Here is an 18585-nt window from a genome sequence, read left to right as displayed (position 1 = left end):
CAAGGGAGAGCCAAGCCCCGAGCCGGTGCAGGCTCGGGACCAGACAGTAACCGGTTAGAAAAGATCGCCCTTCTCGTCCTTGGTGGGTTCGAGACTCCAGCCGGTGGCATCGCTGCTGCTGGCAATTTGCCCCTTCTCCTTCCATAGCTTGATCTTGAGGCGCAGGTTGTTGGCTGAGTCGGCATTTTTCACCGCCTCTTCTTCTTCTATCACCCCTTCTACCACCAGATCGAACAGGGCGCTGTCGAAGGTAACCATGCCGAGGGCCTTGGATTTTTCCATTACCTCTTTCAGGCCACCAAATTCGCCGCGCTTGATCATATCGCGGATGGTGTGGGTGCCCAGCATGATCTCCACCGCCGCCCGGCGGCCGCCATCGGAGGTTTTCACCAGCCGCTGGGAGACAAATGCCTTGAGGTTGTTGCCAAGATCGTTGAGCAGCTGCGGGCGGCGCTCCTCCGGGAAGAAGTTGATGATGCGATCCAGCGCCTGGTTGGCGTTGTTGGCGTGCAGGGTGGAGATGGCAAGGTGGCCGGTTTCGGAGAAGGCCAGTGCATGCTCCATGGTTTCGCGGTCGCGAATTTCCCCGATGAGGATGACATCTGGTGCCTGACGCAGGGTGTTCTTCAAGGCGGCATGGAAGCTGCGGGTATCCACGCCAACCTCCCGCTGATTGATGATGCTCTTGCGGTGACGATGGACGAACTCCACCGGATCCTCGATGGTGATGATGTGGCCGCCGCTGTTGCGGTTGCGATGGTCGATAAGCGCCGCAAGGGAGGTCGATTTCCCCGAGCCGGTGCCGCCGACAAACAGCACCAGCCCGCGTTTTTCCATGATGGTATCGAGCAGCACGGGGGGCAGTTTCAGATCTTCGAAGCGGGGGATTTCGGTCTTGATGTTGCGCGCCACCAGCGACACTTCATTGCGCTGCTTGAAGATGTTGATCCGAAAACGGCCGACCTGCGGCAGGGAGATGGCGAGGTTCATCTCCAGATCCTTATCGAACTGCTGTTTCTGTTCGCCATCCATGATCTCGGCGGCGATCCGCGCCACTTCCCCCGGCTCCAGCGGCGTATCATTCAGGGGGCGCAGGCCGCCGTTGAACTTGGCGCAGGGAGGGGCGCCGGTCGACAGATAGAGGTCTGAGCCATCCTGCTTGGCCAGGATCTGTAACATGTCTCGCAATTCCATTTATTTGCCTCGTCGATCAATGAGATGCCATGAGCGGGATGATATTGAGTGTACAGCGTCAGGCGCCGGTCAGTTTCTCGCGAAAGACAAAAAAGACGGCGCCGAGAATGCAAAGGCCGGCCCACAGGTAGTCCCATTTCAGATCTTCTTTCAGATAGAAGATAGAGAAGGGGACGAACACGGTGAGGGTGATCACCTCCTGCAGGATCTTGAGTTGTCCCACGCTCATCACCGTGTGGCCGATACGGTTGGCGGGCACCTGCAGCAGGTATTCGAACAGAGCAATGCCCCAGCTCACCAGCGCGGCGATAATCCAGGGTTTATGGTTCATGCTCTTGAGGTGGGCGTACCAGGCGAAGGTCATGAAGACGTTGCTGCATAGCAGCAGGCCGATACTGGCGAAAATCGGGTTCATTGGATTCTCCTTGCAAATCCGGCGCATTTTATCCCCGAACTGCGGGTTTTCATAAGTGGTACGGGAGGGTATTTTTAAGCAACAGGATCAGGCCGTGCGAGGTATGCGACGGATGGGCAAGTTAAGCGGGATGTTGTTGTTACTGTTGTTTGCCATACCGGTGCGTGCGACTCCGACGCTGACGGTGGCGACCGATATCTGGCCCCCTTTTCGTATCATGCAGCCGGATGGCCAGTTGCAGGGGCTCGATATGGACATTTTGCGCCGGTTGCAACAAGCGAGCGGCATTGAGTTGCAGGTACGGCGCATGCCGTGGGGGCGGGCGCTCAAGCAGATGCAGACCGGTCAGGTCGACCTGATGATTGGGCTCGCCTATACCGCCGAGCGGGCGCAGTTCATCGACTATCTGCAGCCGGCTTACTACCGCTGTTGGCCCGCATTTTATGGGCAGTCTGTCGTGGTGGCGGGGATCCACCAATACCGCGATCTGCAAGGTGTGCAGGTGGGGTACGTACTCAACTCCGTCTATTTTGAGCCGTTCAACTCTGACCATCGCCTCGACAAGCATGGCGTTCCCACCGAGGATCAGCTGCTGCGCATGGTGCAGCGCGGTCACCTGCCGTTGATGATTGGCACCGACTGTCAGGTGGACTATGCCCTGAGCCAGGGAAATGCGGACCGGGTGAGCAAGGCGGACTATCGTCCTGCCAGTCCGGTGACCCTCTATCTGGGGATGAGCAAGCACTCACCTCACCAGGCATTGCGTCAGCCCTTGCTGGTCGCGCTGCAAAATCTGGTGGCCAGTGGCGAGATAACCGTGATGGCCAAGCGTTACCAGCCTTGACCTCGGGTGGCAAGCCGCTGTTATCATGCCCGTTTCCTGCTTTCATCCCGGCCCGTGCGATTGGGCTGGCGATGAGGCCTTGTTATCTTCGGGGATTATCCTTGTACCTCTCCCTTATCGCTCGTCAGCGGCACTGGCAGCGGCGCTGGCTGTTTGGCCTGATGTTGCTGACCGTGTTGCTGTTTCTCTTCTCTCTCATCTGGGGCGAGTTTGTGCTGTTGCCCTGGCAACCTCTTGGCGATCTCGAACAGCGCATCCTGCTGGAGCTGCGGTTGCCCCGCGCGCTGCTGGCCTTGCTGGCCGGAGCGGCGCTGGCTTGTGGCGGCGCCGTGCTGCAGGTGATGCTGCACAACCCGGTGGCGGAACCCGGCCTGCTCGGTGTGTCGAGCGGGGCTGGATTGGCTGCCATGGTGGCGATGGCGGTGACCAAATCTCTCGACCTCTATCTGCCCGGCTGGGGATTGTCGCTGGCCGCTTTTGGTGGTGCGCTACTGGTGACTATGCTGCTCATTCGGCTGGCGCGCCGCGCCCGGCTCGGCCATGCCCGGCTGCTGCTGTTTGGCGTGGCCATCGGTATTCTCACCAATGCCGCCATGACCTGGTTGATGTACTTCGCTGATGATGGCTCGCTGCGTGAATTCATGTTCTGGATGATGGGCAGCCTCTCTTATGGCAGTCAGCAGTTTAGCTGGTGGTGGCTGGTGCTGCCGCTGACCCTGGGCTGGCTCTGCTGGCAGGGCAAGGCGCTGCAACAGTTGCTGCTGGGGGAGACCCAGGCCCGCCTGATGGGGATGGATGTGGACAAGATGCGGGTGCGGCTGGTGCTGGCGGTCTGTCTGCTGACCGGTGTGGCGGTGTCCCTGTGTGGTGTAATAGGTTTTGTCGGGCTGGTGGTGCCCCATCTGCTGCGACTATGTGGCGGCAGCGATCAGCGCTTTTTGCTGCCAGCCTCGGCGCTGGGGGGCGGGGCTCTGCTCTTGGCGGCCGATCTGCTGGCCCGTTCGGCGTTAAGTGGCGGAGAGCTACCCATCGGTGTCATCACCGCATCGGTGGGGGCTCCGCTCTTTATTTACCTGTTATTGAGACAAGATGCCGATGTTGCTCGCTGATCCCGAACCCGTTGTTTCCGTTGCACGACTGGAGGCTCATGGTCTCTCCATTGCCGGGCGGCTTTCTCCCCTCGATATTTGCTGGCATGGCGGCCAGCTGGTGGCATTGCTTGGCCCCAATGGCAGCGGCAAGTCGACCCTGCTTGGCGCCTTGGCGGGGATTTTGCCTGCTGGCGGAACTGTCGTGTTGGGGGTGGAAGTACTCACTGACTTGAGCTGGCCGGAATTGGCCAGACGGCGTGCCATGTTGCCGCAGCGTCAGCCCCAGCTGTTTCATATTCCGGTGTTTCAGGTGTTGAGCCTTGGGTTGGACCAGGATGTTGCGCCTGCCAAACAGAGTGAGGTGATCGCGGCCTTGTGTCAGGCGCTGGAGCTGGAAGCCCTGCTTGCGCGTGATTTCAGCCGATTGTCGGGGGGGGAGCAGCAGCGGGTGCTGATCGCCCGCACCTTGCTGCAGGTGTGGCCGAGTCTCAATCCGGCAGGCAAGGTGCTGCTGCTGGACGAGCCGCTGGCCGGGCTCGATCTCCATCATCAGCTGGCCCTATTGCGCTTGTTGAAGAAACTGGCCCGTCAGGGCTTGCTGGTGGTGCTCGCCATCCACGATATCAATCTGGCCATCGACTGGGCCGACCGCATTCTCTGCCTGCAACAGGGCACCGTGGTGCGCGAGGGGGGCGTCGAGTTGGTGGATGAGGCTCTGCTGGCGCAGGTGTTTCAGATAAAGACCGATCGCATCGAGGCGGGCGGCCGAGTCTGGTTTATGCCGAGCCTGTGAGAAACAAGCAAGGCCCTGGCGTCAGCCGAGGGCCTTTTTGAAGAAGACCACCCGCTCTGTTTCGCGGAAGCCGAGCCGTTCGTGCATGTTCTGCGAGGGCTGATTGTCGATAGCTGTATCGGAGGCCATTTCGCGGCAACCCTGCTCACGACCCCACTGTGCTACCCGGGCAATCAAGGCGCGGGCCATCCCGCGCTGGCGCGATGCCGGTTGCACATAAATTCCTTCCAGATAGACCACCGGGCTGCTCTCGCAGCCGTTCACGTAATCGTGGCGCAGGGCTGCGTCGGCAAAGCCCACCGCTTGGTTCTGCTCATCCAGCACCAGAAAGGCGCTCAGGCGGACGTTGGCCAGCTGTTCAATCCCTTCCTGCAGATGGGCGGCGACCCCGTGGTGTGGCCACAATTGCTGGCGCAGGGTTGCCCACTGCGCCAGTCGTGCTTCGTCGAGAGACACGATCCGCCAGACTGGCTCTGTCATGCCGGGTTCAGCGTTGCTGCTTGGCAAGACGCACCTGCGCGGCTTCGGCCAGCATGGTCAGCAGGGTTTCGGTATCGCTCCACGACAGGCAGGCATCGGTGATGCTCTGGCCGAAGGTGGCGGCGCAGCCGTTCTCCACATCCTGCCGCCCTTCCACCAGGAAGCTCTCGGCCATGATGCCGGCGATGCCGGTGCGGCCGCGGCGCAGCTGATCGCAGATATCTTGTGCCACCAGCAGCTGACGGCGGTGATCCTTCATGCTGTTGCCGTGGCTGAAATCGACCACCAGCCGCTCCGGCATGCCCACATCAGCCAGCGCTTCGCACGCTTCATCGACACTGGCGGTGTCGTAGTTGGGGCGGTGGCCACCACGCAGGATCACATGACCAAAGGGGTTACCGGCGGTGCGGTAGATGGTCATCTTGCCGTCTTTGTCCGGTGAATAGAAGATGTGGCTGTGACGGGCGGCGCGCACTGCATCGATGGCGATGCGGGTATTGCCGTCGGTGCCGTTCTTGAAGCCGACCGGGCAGGAGAGGGCGGAGGCCATCTCGCGGTGTACCTGGGATTCGGTGGTACGCGCGCCGATGGCGCCCCAGGTGATGAGGTCGGCAATATACTGGCCGGTCACCATATCGAGGAATTCGGTGGCGGTAGGCATGCCGAGCTCATTGATATCGACCAGCAGCTTGCGCGCCAGCTTGAGCCCTTCGTTGACATCGAAGCTGCCATCGAGGCGCGGATCATTGATGAGCCCTTTCCAGCCGACGATGGTGCGTGGCTTCTCGAAATAGGTGCGCATCACGACGCACAGGCTCTCTTTATACTGCTCGCGCAGGGCATTGAGACGCAGGGCATATTCGCGGGCGGCAGCGGGATCATGGATGGAGCAGGGGCCGACAATGACCAGCAGGCGCTGATCTTCTCCGGCCAGAATGGCCTCCACTTCGCGACGGGCATCCAGCAGATTCTGGGCAATGGTATCGGTGATCGGAAACGCGTGTGCGAGCTCGCTCGGAGTGATCAGTGACTCCAGGCGACGGGTGCGCAATTCATCGGTGTGAATGGACATACAACTCAAGTCTCGAGTGGGTGGTGTCAGCCGCAGGGGGCGAAAATGCAAAGGAATAAAATAAAGCAAAAGTCCACCGATTGAAACCTCAAGGGGCTCTGATAGGATGTGAAGCCAAAATTGATTCCAAATGAGGTAGATAGCGTGGCAAAGCCAGGGGCAACCGGGGTCACCCGCATCATCAATGCAACCGGTTACAGCATGAAGGGGCTCAAGTCAGCCTGGATCAACGAAGCGGCGTTTCGGCAGGAGCTGATGCTGATCCTGCTGTTGATGCCGCTGGCCTTCTGGTTGGGTGATTCCCTCAACCAAATCCTGCTGCTTATCGTCATCAGCTGGCTGGTGGTGATCGTCGAAGTGCTCAATTCCGCCGTCGAGGCAGTCGTTGATCGTATCGGTCCCGAGCATCACGAGCTCTCGGGCCGCGCCAAGGATTTGGGCTCTGCCGCCGTCTTTATCGCGCTGGCCCTCAATGCCCTGGTATGGGGCGCACTGGTGGGGCGCAATCTGCTGGGATGGTGGTAGATCACATATCTTGCGGGTGAGTTTGCACCCTCTCCCTGTGGGAGAGGGCAGGGTGAGGGTTGTATCTTTTCGCCCTTCATCCCCAACCCTTCTCCCGCGAGGGCAGAAGGGTGCAAAGGAGCAAAGACGCGGATGGGCGTTGAGCATCGCATCATAAAAAAGCCCGTCATTACGACGGGCTTTTGGCTGGGTGGCTCTGCAGGTTAATCAGTGCAGGATCCGGGCACGGATAGTGCCGTTGATCTCTTTGAGTTTGCTGAGCGCCTTCTCGCTGTGCTCGGTCTCCACGTCGATCACCACGTAGCCGATGTGGCTGCTGGTCTGCAGGTATTGACCGGCGATGTTGATCCCCTCTTCGGCAAAGATCTGGTTGATCTGGTTCATCACGCCAGGCTGGTTGCGGTGAATGTGCAGCAGGCGGCTGGAGCCTTTGTGGCCCGGCAGCGATACCTCCGGGAAGTTGACGGCGGAGAGGGTTGAGCCGTTGTCGGAGTATTTGACCAGCTTGTTGGCCACCTCCAGCCCGATGTTCTCCTGCGCTTCATGGGTGGTGCCACCGATGTGGGGGGTCAGGATGACGTTCTCTAGGCCACGCAGCGGGCTTAGGAACTCCTCGTCATTGGATTTGGGCTCGACCGGGAAGACGTCGATGGCGGCGCCGGAGATGTGGCCGCTCTTGATCACATCGGCCAGGGCCTCGATATCCACCACGGTGCCGCGGGCAGCGTTGATAAAGACCGCCCCCGGCTTCATCATCCGCAGTTGCTCGGCACCGATCATGTTCTTGGTAGAGGCAGTCTCAGGCACATGGAGGCTGATGACATCGGACATATTGAGCAACTCGACCATGCTCGGCACCTGAATGGCGTTACCCAGCGAGAGTTTGTTCTCGATATCGTAGTAATAAACTTTCATGCCGATGCTCTCGGCGATGATACCAAGCTGGGTACCGATGTGGCCGTAGCCGATGATGCCGAGCTTCTTGCCACGGGCTTCCACCGAACGGTTGGCCAGTTTCTCCCACACACCGCGATGGCACTTGGCGTTTTTCTCGGGGATGCCGCGCAGCAGCAGCAGGATCTCCCCCAGTACCAGTTCAGCGACCGAACGGGTGTTGGAGAAGGGTGCGTTGAAGACCGGAATGCCGCGGATCTGGGCCGCTTCCAGCTCGACCTGGTTGGTACCGATGCAGAAGCAGCCGATGGCGACCAGCTTGTTGGCGGCATCGAGCACCTTCTCGGTGATCTGGGTGCGTGAGCGTAGCCCGATAAAGTGTACGTCGCGGATCTGCTCGATCAGCTCCTCTTCAGAGAGCGAGGTCTTGAGATACTCCACACTGGTGTAACCTGCGGCACGAAAGGTCTCTACGGTGTTGGGATGGACTCCCTCCAGCAGCAGCACCTTGATTTTATCCTTGTCCAGCGAAAACTTGGCAGTCATGACGATCCCTCTGTATGTGCAAACGTAAGTGCAGATTTGGTGTGCGAAGAAAACCGTAAAGTAGCAAAAACGTTTGGGAGAGGGAATATTTGTGACGAAAGTCAAATTCTTTGAAGTTATCAACGATTGTTGTAAACATCCGTCAACAACTTGTTGAGGGATAAATAAAAACGGCGCCATCAGGCGCCGTCATCTATTCACAGTGCAATTCTCGGGTTCGCATCTCATCCCGGGGTCAATCAACGCTGCTTCTGCGCCAGAGCCGACAGAATGGCGATGGTGGGTGAGGGGATATGCCATTGCACCGTGTTGCTCGCGTTGGGATTACCGGGTAATCACGCCGTCCGGAGTACCGATCAGCACAACGTCAGCACCACGAGCAGCGAACAGGCCGTTGGTGACGGTGCCGACGATGGCGTTGAGCTGCACTTCCAGCGCCTTGGCATCGGTAATGGCCATGCCTTTCACATCCAGAATGTGGTTGCCGTTGTCGGTGACCACACCTTCCCGCCAGACCGGGTTGCCACCCAGTTTGCGGATTTCACGGGCCACGTATTCGCGGGCCATGGGGATCACTTCGACTGGCAGCGGGAACTGGCCCAGCACGTCGACGGTTTTGGTGTTGTCGATGATGCAGATGAACTTGTCAGCCACGGCGGCGACAATCTTTTCGCGGGTCAGGGCAGCGCCACCGCCTTTGATCATGTCGCGAGTCTCGTTGATCTCGTCGGCGCCATCCACGTAGACGGAGAGGGCGTCGATCTCGTTGAGATCATACACAGTGATGCCGAAGCCCTTGAGGCGTTCGGTGGAGGCCACGGAGCTGGATACCGCCCCCTTGATCTCATCCTTCATGGTCGCCAGCGCGTCGATAAAGTGGTTGACGGTAGAGCCGGTGCCCACCCCGACGATGGTGCCGGGAACCACATACTTGAGCGCAGCCCAACCGGCCGCCTTCTTCATTTCATCTTGAGTCATGATCGTTCCTTAAGAAAAAAGCGGGCGCATTATATCCAACCCTGTATCCCGTCGCGACCATGTTGCTCACGATCCGGGGCAAAAAGGGGCATGAAGTAAATCGTTTGCCTGTTTATTCTGCGTTTGCGCGCACAGAAGGGGGGCTGACGTCGCGTGGGAGGCATACCGGGGGGAGCTATTCGAAGCGCCAGCAGCGGCTCGGGGTGATGATCTGCGGTAGCGGTACATCCCACTCCTCCTGCGGCACTGCATCCACCTGTTGGCAGTCGTGGGCGATCCCCAGCGGCTTGGGGCCCATTTTGTGCTCATGCCAGATGGCGAGGGTACGATCGTAGTAGCCGCCCCCCATGCCGAGGCGATTGCCATCGCCATCGAAGGCGACCAGCGGGGTGCAGATAAGATCCAGCGTGCTGTGGGGCACCACCTGTTGCATATCCAGCTCGGGCTCTTCGATGCCGTAGCGATTGCGCACCATGGGGCTGGTGGCGGTGTAGCGCAAAAAGAGCAGGTGACCGGGCGTAAAGGGGTGAAGCACCGGCAGATAGACCTCTTTCTGCTGGGCCCAAAGCCAGTGGATGGCGGGCAGGGGGTTGATCTCCCCGTCATTGGCCAGATAGAGGGCGATGCGCTTGGCGGCGAGGATCTCGGGGTGCTGTTTGAACTGGACCAGCAACTGCTGGGCGGCCTGTTGCTGTTCGAGCGGGCTCAGGCTCTTTCTGCGTTGACGTACCAGTTGGCGAAGGGATTGACGTTCGGGCTGGGACTCTTGCATGGGGAACCTCCGGGCTGGCTGCAATCGACGACTGGACGTGCGAACCCCTTACCTTAACATATTCCCTCGTGGGTGCGGGGTGAAAAGCGGGTACCGGCGCTCGCCGGTACCCGCAGGATCAGCGCTGGCGCATCTGATGTTTTACAAAGATAGCGACCAGTGCAGCCAGTGCCAGCGCCATCGGGTAGAAGCTCATGCTCACCACAGACAGTGGCGAGAGGGCGAAGATGGAGCCCAGCAGCAGAGCTTGTGCCCCCCAGGGGATGAGACCCTGGATCACGCAGGAGAAGATATCGAGCATGGAGGCGGCGCGGCGCGGGGTGACCCCGTGATGCTCGGCCAGATCGCGGGCTACCTTGCTGGCGACGATAATAGCCACCGTGTTGTTGGCGGTGCAGAGGTTGGTGAGACTTACCACCCCGGCGATGCCAAGTTCGGCCGCTTTCTCGTTCTGTTCACCGTTGTGCTCGCGAGTGAAGCGGGCAATCAGGGCGCTGATGCGGTCGCTGATCCAGGCCAGCCCTCCCTGACGCTCCATCAGGGCGCCGAGACCGCCGATGAGCATGGAGAGCAGGAAGATCTCCTGCATGCCGGTAAAGCCCTGATAGATATCCTTGCTGAACTGGCCGATGGCGTAGCCGTTGACCATGCCCACCGCACCGGCGGTCAGAATGCCCAGCCCCAGCACGATAAATACATTTAACCCGGCGAGCGCCAGCCCAAGGATAAGCAGATAGGGCATTACCTTGAACAGTTCGATGGGGGTGTTACTGGCCGGGGCTTCACCCACTGAGCCCAACATCAGATAGAGCAAAATAACCGCGAGGGCGGCCGGGGCGGCGATTTTGACGTTCTCGCGAAACTTGTCCTTCATCTCGCATCCCTGGCTGCGGGTTGCCGCAATCGTGGTGTCCGAGATGATGGAGAGGTTATCGCCAAACATGGCGCCAGAGAGAATGGTGCCTGCCATCAGTACCGGATCGATACCGACTGCTTGTGCCACGGCGAGGGCGACCGGTGCTATTGCACCGATAGTACCCATCGCGGAGCCCATCGCGGTGGCAATAAAGGCAGAGATCAGGAACAGCCCGGGCAGCAGTGCCCAGCTGGGAATAAGGGCAAGACCGAGTGCCACGGTGGCGTCCACGCCGCCAGTGGCTTTGGCGACGCTGGCAAAAGCGCCTGCCAGCAGATAGATGAGGCACATCGCCATGATATTGCTGTGGCCAGCGCCCTTGAAGAAGGTCTCCAGATTGCTGTTGAAGCTCTCCTTGCCAAGCAGCAAGGCCAGCATCACGGCGGGCAGGGCAGCCACGGGGGCGGGCAGTTGATAGAAGGCGAACTCGACCCCTTGCAGGGTCAGCCAGGTGCCGGTACCGATAAAGAGTGCGAGAAAAACCAGAAGTGGCAGCAAGGCCCTGGCACTGGGTTGAGTCTGGATCATGTGTTCCTCTGAAATTGAACAATGACCTCCTGTCAGGAACTGCTTTGTGCCTTTATCGAATAGAGATAGGGGGAAAACAGAGCGGGCATCCTGCCGCATTGGGGTGCCCACATTAGTGAGTCAACCCCGTCAGGTCAAGATAGACGTCCAGACGGATAGGTGTTTTTCTCTGTCAATTCTGGTGTTGTTGAAATATCCAAAGAATGTTCGGGAAAATTAATCTTAATTGTTTATTGTTCAGTGTTGTTTGGAGCAGTCAGTGAGTCTCTAGCGGTATCGCGTGCCGTTAATTGCCGTTAATAAGGTGCAGGCGGTAAAGAACAAGCGTGGTGCTGGCTATCTTGTGGCCGAACGTCAGCAGCCCCTCTTGCAATACGGAGCATGGTGAGGAGGTTTCCTGAGCGCGTGGATAAAGGGTCGGGGGGGGCTGTCACTGCGCCAGTTTATCTACCGCCTGAACGGCTGCCGCGATGGCGTCCTGTTCCAGCGTCAGCGGAATGTGCCCGATCCCGGGCAGTATGGTGACTGGCCACGGGATGCCAAGGCGCCTTAATTCAGGCTCAAGTTGGTCTGTTTGAAAGGCTTCGTCATCTGCGCCCGCGATCACGGCGCAAGGGCGTTGCACATTGCGCATGTTTTGCTGGAAGTCGCGTTCTGGCTGAAAGTTGGAGGCCAGGTTGAATGAGTAGGATGGGGTCAGCAGGGATTTTGCCTCTTCATTGAGGGCAAAGTTCAGTACGGTGAGATGGTTGAGTGCGGAAATATGGCAACCGTTGAGGATGCTCAGGGCAATGAGGCGGGGAATGCCGGCTCTCACCCAGCCACCGCTGTTGGGTCGGTAATTGGCGGCCGTGGGGCCGAGATAGGGGGAGAGGAGCAGATAGTTATCGAACAGGGTTTGTCGTGAGCTGCCAGCAACACGCAGCACAAAGCCACCCCCTGACGAGAAACCGATGCAAGTGGCGGGTTTGCCGGGGGCGACCGCCTTGATGAAATCTTCCATATCGTCTTCGAGCTGACCGATGTAGGCAATGGTGCCTTTGCGGCCAGATGCGCCATGACCGCGAATATCGAGGGCGTAAGCGTCGTATCCCGCTTGCGAGAAGGCATTTGCCATCCTGTGCATGCTCTGGCTGCTGGCCGAAGAGCCGTGAACCAGTACCACGCTGCCTCTGACCTTGTTGTCGTTTACGTTCTCCTCTGCGCCATAGTATCGATAGGCCAGCTGTGCGCCGTCACGTGCCGGGTATCTAGAGAGGGGTGGCATGCTGCTCCAGTCAATTCCCTTGAATGGATCGTTGATGCTGGCCATTGCCGGTGCCGGGCTCGGCCCGCCAAACAGCAGTGCAGCGGCTAGCATGATCAGCGTCAGTGACACCAGACCCACTACAAACAGCAATCCTGCACTCATCCTTGCACCTCCCGTGATATCGATATGGGCGTTGCCCTGATTCTACTTATTTCTGGAGTCCTACTCATGCGAAGCTATCAGATGGTATCCGGTCTGCCAAATGGTGGAGTGAGACGACGAAAGCTGCCAGCGACCAACAAGGCGTCTTCGACCAGCCAGTTGGCGGCTCCGTTGGCGAGCGCAGTAAGGCGTGGTTGCATCATGGCTTTTCAAAGCAGACGCAGGCTGGTAAAACGGTCTCTTTCCTTATAAAGAGATGAGAGGGTGGAGATGGACAATCCGATCCGTGTGGCCGTGATGGGCTGTAATGGTCGTATGGGCAAGGTGCTGCTGGAGGCCGTCACCAATACCGAAGGGGTGGTGGTCGGTGCGGCGCTGGAGCGGCCGGGGTCGGCGGTGATCGGTCTGGATGCTGGCGATCTCAACGGGCTGGGCCATCTGGGGGTGGCTATCAGTGACAGCCTCGACAAGGTGCGCGACCAGTTCGACCTAATCATCGACTTCACCCGTCCCGAGGTGACCCTGGCCAATCTGGCCTTTGCGCTGGCCCACAACAAGCAGATGGTGATCGGCACCACCGGCTTTGATGAAGCAGGTAAGGCCGCCCTTAAAGAGGCGGGCAAGCTGATTGGCATCGTGTTCGCCTCCAACTACTCGGTCGGGGTCAACCTGGTGTTCAAACTGCTGGAGCAGGCCGCCAAGGTGATGGGTGACTATACCGACATCGAGATCATTGAAGGGCACCACAGACACAAGGTGGATGCGCCGTCCGGCACCGCCCTCTCCATGGGCGAGGTGGTGGCCAAGACGCTTGGACGTGACTTGAAAGAGTGCGCCGTCTATGGCCGCGAGGGGATCACCGGCGAGCGGGATCGAAATACTATCGGCTTTGCCACCATCCGCGCTGGCGATCTGGTGGGGGAGCACACCGTCATGTTTGCCGATATCGGCGAGCGGGTGGAGATCAGCCACAAGGCCTCAAGCCGTCTGACCTTTGCCAACGGTGCCGTGCGCGCCGGCAAGTGGCTGCGCCAGCAGGGCGCCGGTTTTTATGACATGCAGGATGTGCTCAATCTGAAGTGATGTTTCTGCACTGTTGTGCGACTTGTATCCAGCAAAAACCCCGGCTTGCCGGGGTTTTTGCTGTTTGGTGTTTTGTTTTTGTGTAAAAACAAGCTTTGCTGCTGATTTTTGTTCTAACTCCTTATAAATCACACTATTGCTTTGCCACCCAGATTTTCTCTTTCTAAATGTCATCATCAGGTAACAACCTTTGGCGTGTTTATGGCTCATGCAGCCATTTTTTTACAAGACAAGGAAAGGACTAAAAATTCAAACACTGAAAAACGTTTTCTATTTTCTGTGCATACTCTTGTCGCCAAAAAGTCGTTAAATTTGTCATTTAAGATTTTTTTTATTGAATTTATTGTATTGTTTTTATTTGGTTTTTTGTTGTTTGTTGTGGTTATTGCTGGCTTTGTCATGTCTTTTTGTGGTGGTTTTTTGTTTTCTTTCGCAAGAGGGGGTTGCAAAGCTATTGAGTGCATAGATAATGGGTAATATTGCTTTTTTATTGAATTTAGATGCATTTCATCTGAGAAAAGACGTTGAAATGCCACTTTTTTTAAGTAGAATGCGCCCAATTTGCCAGAAATCTGCCGGGTTCGAGTCCTGTCCAAGACCGGAACCGAGCCCGCAACACCCAGGTAAATTGCTGAATTTAAAGCTAAATAACTGGAGGTTGTCTTGAATCACACTGCATTGCTAGTGCTGGAAGATGGAACTGTATTCAAAGGCGTGTCGATAGGCGCCGAGGGATGTTCCGTTGGTGAAGTGGTTTTCAATACGTCGATGACGGGCTATCAGGAAATCCTCACCGATCCCTCTTATTCCCGTCAGATAGTCACCCTCACTTACCCCCATATAGGCAACACCGGCACCAACAGCGAAGATGAAGAGTCCAGTCAAATCCATGCTCAGGGATTGATCATCCGGGACCTTCCGATACTTGCCTCCAATTTCCGCAATCAGCAATCCCTCTCCGAATACCTCAAGTCTCACCATATCGTTGGCATCGCCGACATCGACACCCGCAAACTGACCCGCATCCTGCGCGAGAAAGGCGCCCAGGCTGGCTGCATTCTGGCTGGGAAACAGGTTGATGAGGCCTATGCCCTCGAACAGGCCCGCGCCTTCCCCGGTCTGAAGGGAATGGATCTGGCCAAAGAGGTCACGGTTGGTGAGGCCTACAACTGGACCGAAGGGAGCTGGCAGCTTGGCAAGGGGCACGTCACCCCGGATGCCGACCAGCTCAAATACCACGTGGTGGCCTATGACTTTGGCGTCAAGCGCAACATCCTGCGGATGCTGGTTGACCGTGGCTGCCGCCTGACCGTGGTTCCGGCCAAGACTCCGGCCGCCGAAGTACTGGCGATGAACCCGGATGGCATCTTCCTCTCCAACGGCCCCGGCGATCCCGAGCCGTGCGACTACGCCATCGAAGCCATCAAGGCTTTCCTTAATACCAACACGCCGGTGTTTGGCATCTGTCTGGGCCACCAGCTGCTGGGTCTGGCCTCCGGCGCCAAGACCGTCAAGATGAAGTTTGGCCACCACGGTGCCAACCATCCGGTGAAGAGTCTCGATGACAACACAGTGATGATCACCGCCCAGAACCACGGTTTTGCGGTAGATGAGAACACCTTGCCGGATTGCCTGCGTGCCACCCACGTCTCCCTGTTCGATGGCTCCCTGCAGGGCATCCATCGCACCGACCGTCCGGCCTTCAGCTTCCAGGGGCACCCCGAAGCGAGCCCGGGCCCGCACGACTGTGCCGGTCTCTTTGACCACTTTATTGAATTGATCAAGCAGTATCGCGCTTAAGAGGAAAAGAGAAGCCATGCCAAAACGTAACGACCTTCAGAGCATCCTGATCCTCGGCGCGGGCCCCATCGTCATCGGCCAGGCCTGCGAATTTGACTACTCCGGCGCCCAGGCGTGCAAAGCCCTGCGCGAGGAGGGCTACCGCGTCATTCTGGTCAACTCCAACCCGGCCACCATCATGACCGACCCGGAGATGGCGGACGCCACCTACATCGAACCCATCACTTGGGAAGTGGTGCGCGAAATCATCAAGAAAGAGCGCCCGGATGCCATCCTGCCCACCATGGGTGGCCAGACTGCGCTCAACTGCGCACTGGCGCTGGAGAAGCACGGCGTGCTGGCCGAGTTCGGTGTCGAGATGATCGGCGCCACTGCTGATGCCATCGACAAGGCCGAAGATCGCCGTCGCTTTGACATCGCCATGAAGAGCATTGGTCTCGAGTGCCCGCGCGCCGGTATCGCCCACAACATGGAAGAGGCGTGGGGCGTGCAGCAGATGGTCGGCTTCCCCTGCATCATCCGTCCCTCCTTTACCATGGGCGGCTCCGGCGGCGGTATCGCCTACAACACCGAGGAGTTCGTCGAGATCTGCGAGCGCGGTCTGGATCTCTCCCCGACCAAAGAGCTGCTCATCGACGAGTCGCTGATCGGCTGGAAAGAGTACGAGATGGAAGTGGTACGGGATCGCAACGACAACTGCATCATCGTCTGCGCCATCGAAAACTTCGACCCCATGGGTATCCACACCGGTGACTCCATCACGGTCGCGCCAGCCCAGACGCTGACCGACAAGGAGTACCAGCTGATGCGCAACGCCTCCATGGCGGTGCTGCGCGAGATCGGCGTCGAGACCGGCGGCTCCAACGTCCAGTTCGGTATCAACCCGAAAGATGGCCGGATGGTCATCATCGAGATGAACCCGCGGGTGTCGCGCTCCTCCGCGCTGGCCTCCAAGGCGACCGGCTTCCCCATCGCCAAGATTGCGGCCAAGCTCGCCATCGGTTACACCCTCGACGAGCTGATGAACGACATCACCGGCGGCCGCACTCCGGCCTCCTTCGAACCAGCCATCGACTATGTGGTCACCAAGGTGCCGCGCTTCAACTTCGAGAAGTTCGCCGGTGCCAACGACCGTCTGACTACCCAGATGAAATCGGTTGGTGAAGTGATGGCCATCGGCCGTAACTTCCAGGAGTCCCTGCACAAGGCGCTGCGCAGCCTCGAGACCGGCAAAACCGGCTTCGACCCCATGGTTGACCTCAATGCCCCGGACTCCCTGACCCGCATTCGCCACGAGCTGCAGGATGCTGGCTGCGACCGTATCTGGTACATCGCCGATGCGTTCCGCGCCGGTCTCTCCATGGATGGCATCTTCAAGCTGACCAAGATTGACCCCTGGTTCCTGGTGCAAATTGAAGATCTGGTGAAGCTGGAAGAAGAGGTGAAAGAGCGCGGCATGGCCGGTCTCGATGCCGACTTTCTGCGCGCCCTCAAGCGCAAAGGCTTTGCCGATGCCCGTCTGGCCAAGATCCTCGGCGTGGCCGAAGGGGAAGTGCGCAAACTGCGTGCCCGCCACAACATCTTCCCGGTCTACAAGCGGGTCGATACCTGCGCCGCCGAGTTCGCCACCAACACCGCCTACATGTACTCCAGCTATGACGAGGAGTGCGAAGCGAACCCGAGCACCCGCGACAAGATCATGATCATCGGCGGCGGTCCGAACCGTATCGGTCAGGGTATCGAGTTCGACTACTGCTGCGTGCACGCGGCGCTGGCCCTGCGCGAAGACGGTTACGAGACCATCATGGTCAACTGCAACCCGGAGACCGTCTCCACCGATTACGACACCTCGGATCGTCTCTACTTCGAGCCGGTGACCCTGGAGGATGTGCTGGAAATCGTGCGCATCGAAAAACCCAAGGGCGTCATCGTCCAGTACGGCGGCCAGACCCCGCTGAAACTGGCCCGCGCCCTGGAAGCCAACGGCGTGCCGATTATCGGTACCAGCCCGGATGCCATCGACCGCGCCGAAGACCGCGAGCGCTTCCAGTCTGCCGTCGAGCGCCTTGGCCTCAAGCAGCCGGAAAACGGCACCGTCACCGCGCTGGAGCAGGCGGTTGTGGTAGCCGAGCGCATCACCTACCCGCTGGTGGTTCGCCCCTCTTACGTTCTGGGTGGCCGTGCCATGGAGATCGTCTACGACGAGACCGACCTGCGTCGCTACTTCGCCGAGGCGGTGAGCGTCTCCAACGAATCGCCGGTGCTGCTGGATCGCTTCCTGGACGATGCCACCGAGCTGGATGTGGATGCCATCTGCGACGGCACCGATGTGGTCATCGGTGGCATTATGGAGCACATCGAGCAGGCCGGTATCCACTCCGGTGACTCCGGCTGCTCCCTGCCGCCGTACACCTTGTCCAAGAAGATTCAGGACGAGATCCGCGAGCAGGTGCGCAAGCTGGCGCTGGAGCTCGGTGTGGTCGGCCTGATGAACGTGCAGTTTGCGGTCAAGGGCAACGACATCTACCTCATCGAGGTGAACCCGCGTGCCGCCCGTACCGTGCCGTTCGTCTCCAAGGCGACCGGTGCGCCGCTGGCCAAGATTGCCGCCCGCGTGATGGCCGGTCAGAGCCTGAAAGAGCAGGGCTTTACCAAAGAGATCATCCCGCCCTACTACTCGGTGAAAGAGGTGGTGCTGCCGTTCGCCAAGTTCCCGGGGGTTGACCCGCTGCTGGGGCCGGAGATGCGCTCTACCGGTGAGGTGATGGGGGTGGGCAGCAGCTTTGCCGAGGCCTATGCCAAGGCGCAGCTGGGAGCCAACCACGCCGTACCGAAAGAGGGGCGTGCCCTGCTGTCGGTACGTCACAGCGACAAGGCGCAGGTGGTCGACTTGGCCGCCAAGCTGCTGGAGCTGGGCTACGAGCTGGATGCCACTCACGGCACCGCCGTCGCACTGGGCGAGGCGAGCATCAACCCGCGTCTGGTCAACAAGGTGCACGAGGGGCGTCCGCACATTCTCGACCGCATCAAGAATGGCGAGTACACCTACATCGTCAACACCGCCGAAGGGCGGGTGGCCATCGAGGACTCCAAGCAGCTGCGCCGCGCCGCCCTGCAGCACAAGGTGGCCTATACCACCACCATGAACGAGGCATTTGCCACCTGCATGGCCATCAGCGTGGATGCCACCGCCAACGTCAACTCGGTGCAGGAGCTGCACGAGCGGGTGAACAACCGCTAACA

At 59.0% G+C, this 18585-nt stretch carries 18 protein-coding genes; 7 read left to right on the top strand and 11 right to left on the bottom strand.

Going from position 1 to position 18585, the window contains the following annotated elements:
- Window positions 1-54: 54 nt before the first annotated feature.
- A complete protein-coding gene (gene tapW / locus ACE1BR_RS00705) occupies window positions 55-1194 on the bottom strand; it encodes a type IVa pilus ATPase TapW (protein WP_374866680.1) in 1140 nt (379 codons plus the stop codon).
- Window positions 1195-1252: 58 nt separating this feature from the next.
- Window positions 1253-1609 (bottom strand): DMT family protein, encoded by a 357-nt coding sequence (locus ACE1BR_RS00700; RefSeq protein ID WP_005353120.1) that lies wholly within the window; start codon window positions 1607-1609, stop codon window positions 1253-1255.
- Between the two features lie 112 nt (window positions 1610-1721).
- Between ACE1BR_RS00700 and ACE1BR_RS00695 the strand changes: the two genes are divergently transcribed.
- The 3 genes from ACE1BR_RS00695 (at window position 1722) to ACE1BR_RS00685 (ending at window position 4337) form a co-directional block, all read left to right on the top strand.
- Window positions 1722-2453: a substrate-binding periplasmic protein gene (locus ACE1BR_RS00695; protein WP_374866947.1), complete on the top strand. Its 732-nt coding sequence runs from the start codon at window positions 1722-1724 to the stop codon at window positions 2451-2453.
- A gap of 101 nt (window positions 2454-2554) precedes the next feature.
- Complete coding sequence (gene btuC, locus ACE1BR_RS00690) at window positions 2555-3562, top strand: vitamin B12 ABC transporter permease BtuC (protein ID WP_374866678.1); 1008 nt, start codon at window positions 2555-2557, stop codon at window positions 3560-3562.
- Complete coding sequence (locus tag ACE1BR_RS00685) at window positions 3549-4337, top strand: ATP-binding cassette domain-containing protein (RefSeq protein WP_374866945.1); 789 nt, start codon at window positions 3549-3551, stop codon at window positions 4335-4337. The genes btuC and ACE1BR_RS00685 overlap by 14 nt, the downstream gene beginning before the upstream one ends.
- Before the next feature lie 21 nt (window positions 4338-4358).
- Here ACE1BR_RS00685 and aac(6') read toward each other — a convergent pair whose 3' ends face one another.
- Both aac(6') and ACE1BR_RS00675 read right to left on the bottom strand, forming a co-directional pair.
- Window positions 4359-4817 (bottom strand): aminoglycoside 6'-N-acetyltransferase, encoded by a 459-nt coding sequence (gene aac(6'), locus ACE1BR_RS00680; RefSeq protein ID WP_374866675.1) that lies wholly within the window; start codon window positions 4815-4817, stop codon window positions 4359-4361.
- A 7-nt stretch (window positions 4818-4824) separates the two neighbouring features.
- Window positions 4825-5889, bottom strand: a complete 1065-nt coding sequence (locus tag ACE1BR_RS00675; protein ID WP_374866673.1) for a 3-deoxy-7-phosphoheptulonate synthase — start codon at window positions 5887-5889, stop codon at window positions 4825-4827.
- Window positions 5890-6033: 144 nt separating this feature from the next.
- Between ACE1BR_RS00675 and ACE1BR_RS00670 the strand changes: the two genes are divergently transcribed.
- A complete protein-coding gene (locus tag ACE1BR_RS00670; RefSeq protein ID WP_374866671.1) occupies window positions 6034-6414 on the top strand; it encodes a diacylglycerol kinase in 381 nt (126 codons plus the stop codon).
- A 207-nt stretch (window positions 6415-6621) separates the two neighbouring features.
- Here ACE1BR_RS00670 and serA read toward each other — a convergent pair whose 3' ends face one another.
- The 6 genes from serA to ACE1BR_RS00640 all read right to left on the bottom strand — a co-directional run bounded on the left by serA (window position 6622) and on the right by ACE1BR_RS00640 (window position 12662).
- Entirely contained in the window at window positions 6622-7854 is a 1233-nt protein-coding gene (serA, locus tag ACE1BR_RS00665) for a phosphoglycerate dehydrogenase (protein ID WP_374866669.1), read from the bottom strand.
- A gap of 324 nt (window positions 7855-8178) precedes the next feature.
- Entirely contained in the window at window positions 8179-8832 is a 654-nt protein-coding gene (gene rpiA / locus ACE1BR_RS00660; protein WP_374866667.1) for a ribose-5-phosphate isomerase RpiA, read from the bottom strand.
- A 175-nt stretch (window positions 8833-9007) separates the two neighbouring features.
- The gene (locus ACE1BR_RS00655) at window positions 9008-9604 is read right to left on the bottom strand and encodes a 5-formyltetrahydrofolate cyclo-ligase (RefSeq protein ID WP_374866665.1); all 597 of its coding nucleotides are present in this window, start codon (window positions 9602-9604) and stop codon (window positions 9008-9010) included.
- A 118-nt stretch (window positions 9605-9722) separates the two neighbouring features.
- Window positions 9723-11048 carry a Na+/H+ antiporter NhaC family protein gene (locus tag ACE1BR_RS00650; protein WP_374866663.1) on the bottom strand — a complete coding sequence of 442 codons (1326 nt, stop codon included), beginning with the start codon at window positions 11046-11048 and terminating at the stop codon, window positions 9723-9725.
- A gap of 430 nt (window positions 11049-11478) precedes the next feature.
- Window positions 11479-12459 (bottom strand): alpha/beta hydrolase, encoded by a 981-nt coding sequence (locus tag ACE1BR_RS00645; RefSeq protein WP_374866661.1) that lies wholly within the window; start codon window positions 12457-12459, stop codon window positions 11479-11481.
- Between the two features lie 77 nt (window positions 12460-12536).
- On the bottom strand, window positions 12537-12662 hold the full coding sequence (locus ACE1BR_RS00640) for a hypothetical protein (RefSeq protein ID WP_374866659.1): 126 nt from the start codon (window positions 12660-12662) through the stop codon (window positions 12537-12539).
- Between the two features lie 67 nt (window positions 12663-12729).
- Between ACE1BR_RS00640 and dapB the strand changes: the two genes are divergently transcribed.
- Window positions 12730-13542, top strand: a complete 813-nt coding sequence (gene dapB / locus ACE1BR_RS00635) for a 4-hydroxy-tetrahydrodipicolinate reductase (RefSeq protein WP_374866657.1) — start codon at window positions 12730-12732, stop codon at window positions 13540-13542.
- Window positions 13543-13748: 206 nt separating this feature from the next.
- On the opposite strand, the gene ACE1BR_RS00630 is transcribed toward dapB, so the two are convergent.
- A complete protein-coding gene (locus tag ACE1BR_RS00630; protein ID WP_374866655.1) occupies window positions 13749-14138 on the bottom strand; it encodes a hypothetical protein in 390 nt (129 codons plus the stop codon).
- Between the two features lie 67 nt (window positions 14139-14205).
- Between ACE1BR_RS00630 and carA the strand changes: the two genes are divergently transcribed.
- Both carA and carB read left to right on the top strand, forming a co-directional pair.
- Window positions 14206-15342, top strand: a complete 1137-nt coding sequence (carA, locus tag ACE1BR_RS00625) for a glutamine-hydrolyzing carbamoyl-phosphate synthase small subunit (RefSeq protein WP_374866653.1) — start codon at window positions 14206-14208, stop codon at window positions 15340-15342.
- A 16-nt stretch (window positions 15343-15358) separates the two neighbouring features.
- A complete protein-coding gene (gene carB / locus ACE1BR_RS00620; protein ID WP_374866651.1) occupies window positions 15359-18583 on the top strand; it encodes a carbamoyl-phosphate synthase large subunit in 3225 nt (1074 codons plus the stop codon).
- Window positions 18584-18585: the final 2 nt, after the last annotated feature.

It is taken from the genome of Aeromonas sp. MdU4 (assembly GCF_041929505.1).
Classification (GTDB): domain Bacteria; phylum Pseudomonadota; class Gammaproteobacteria; order Enterobacterales; family Aeromonadaceae; genus Aeromonas.
This window is presented reverse-complemented; position numbering and strand designations above follow the sequence as displayed.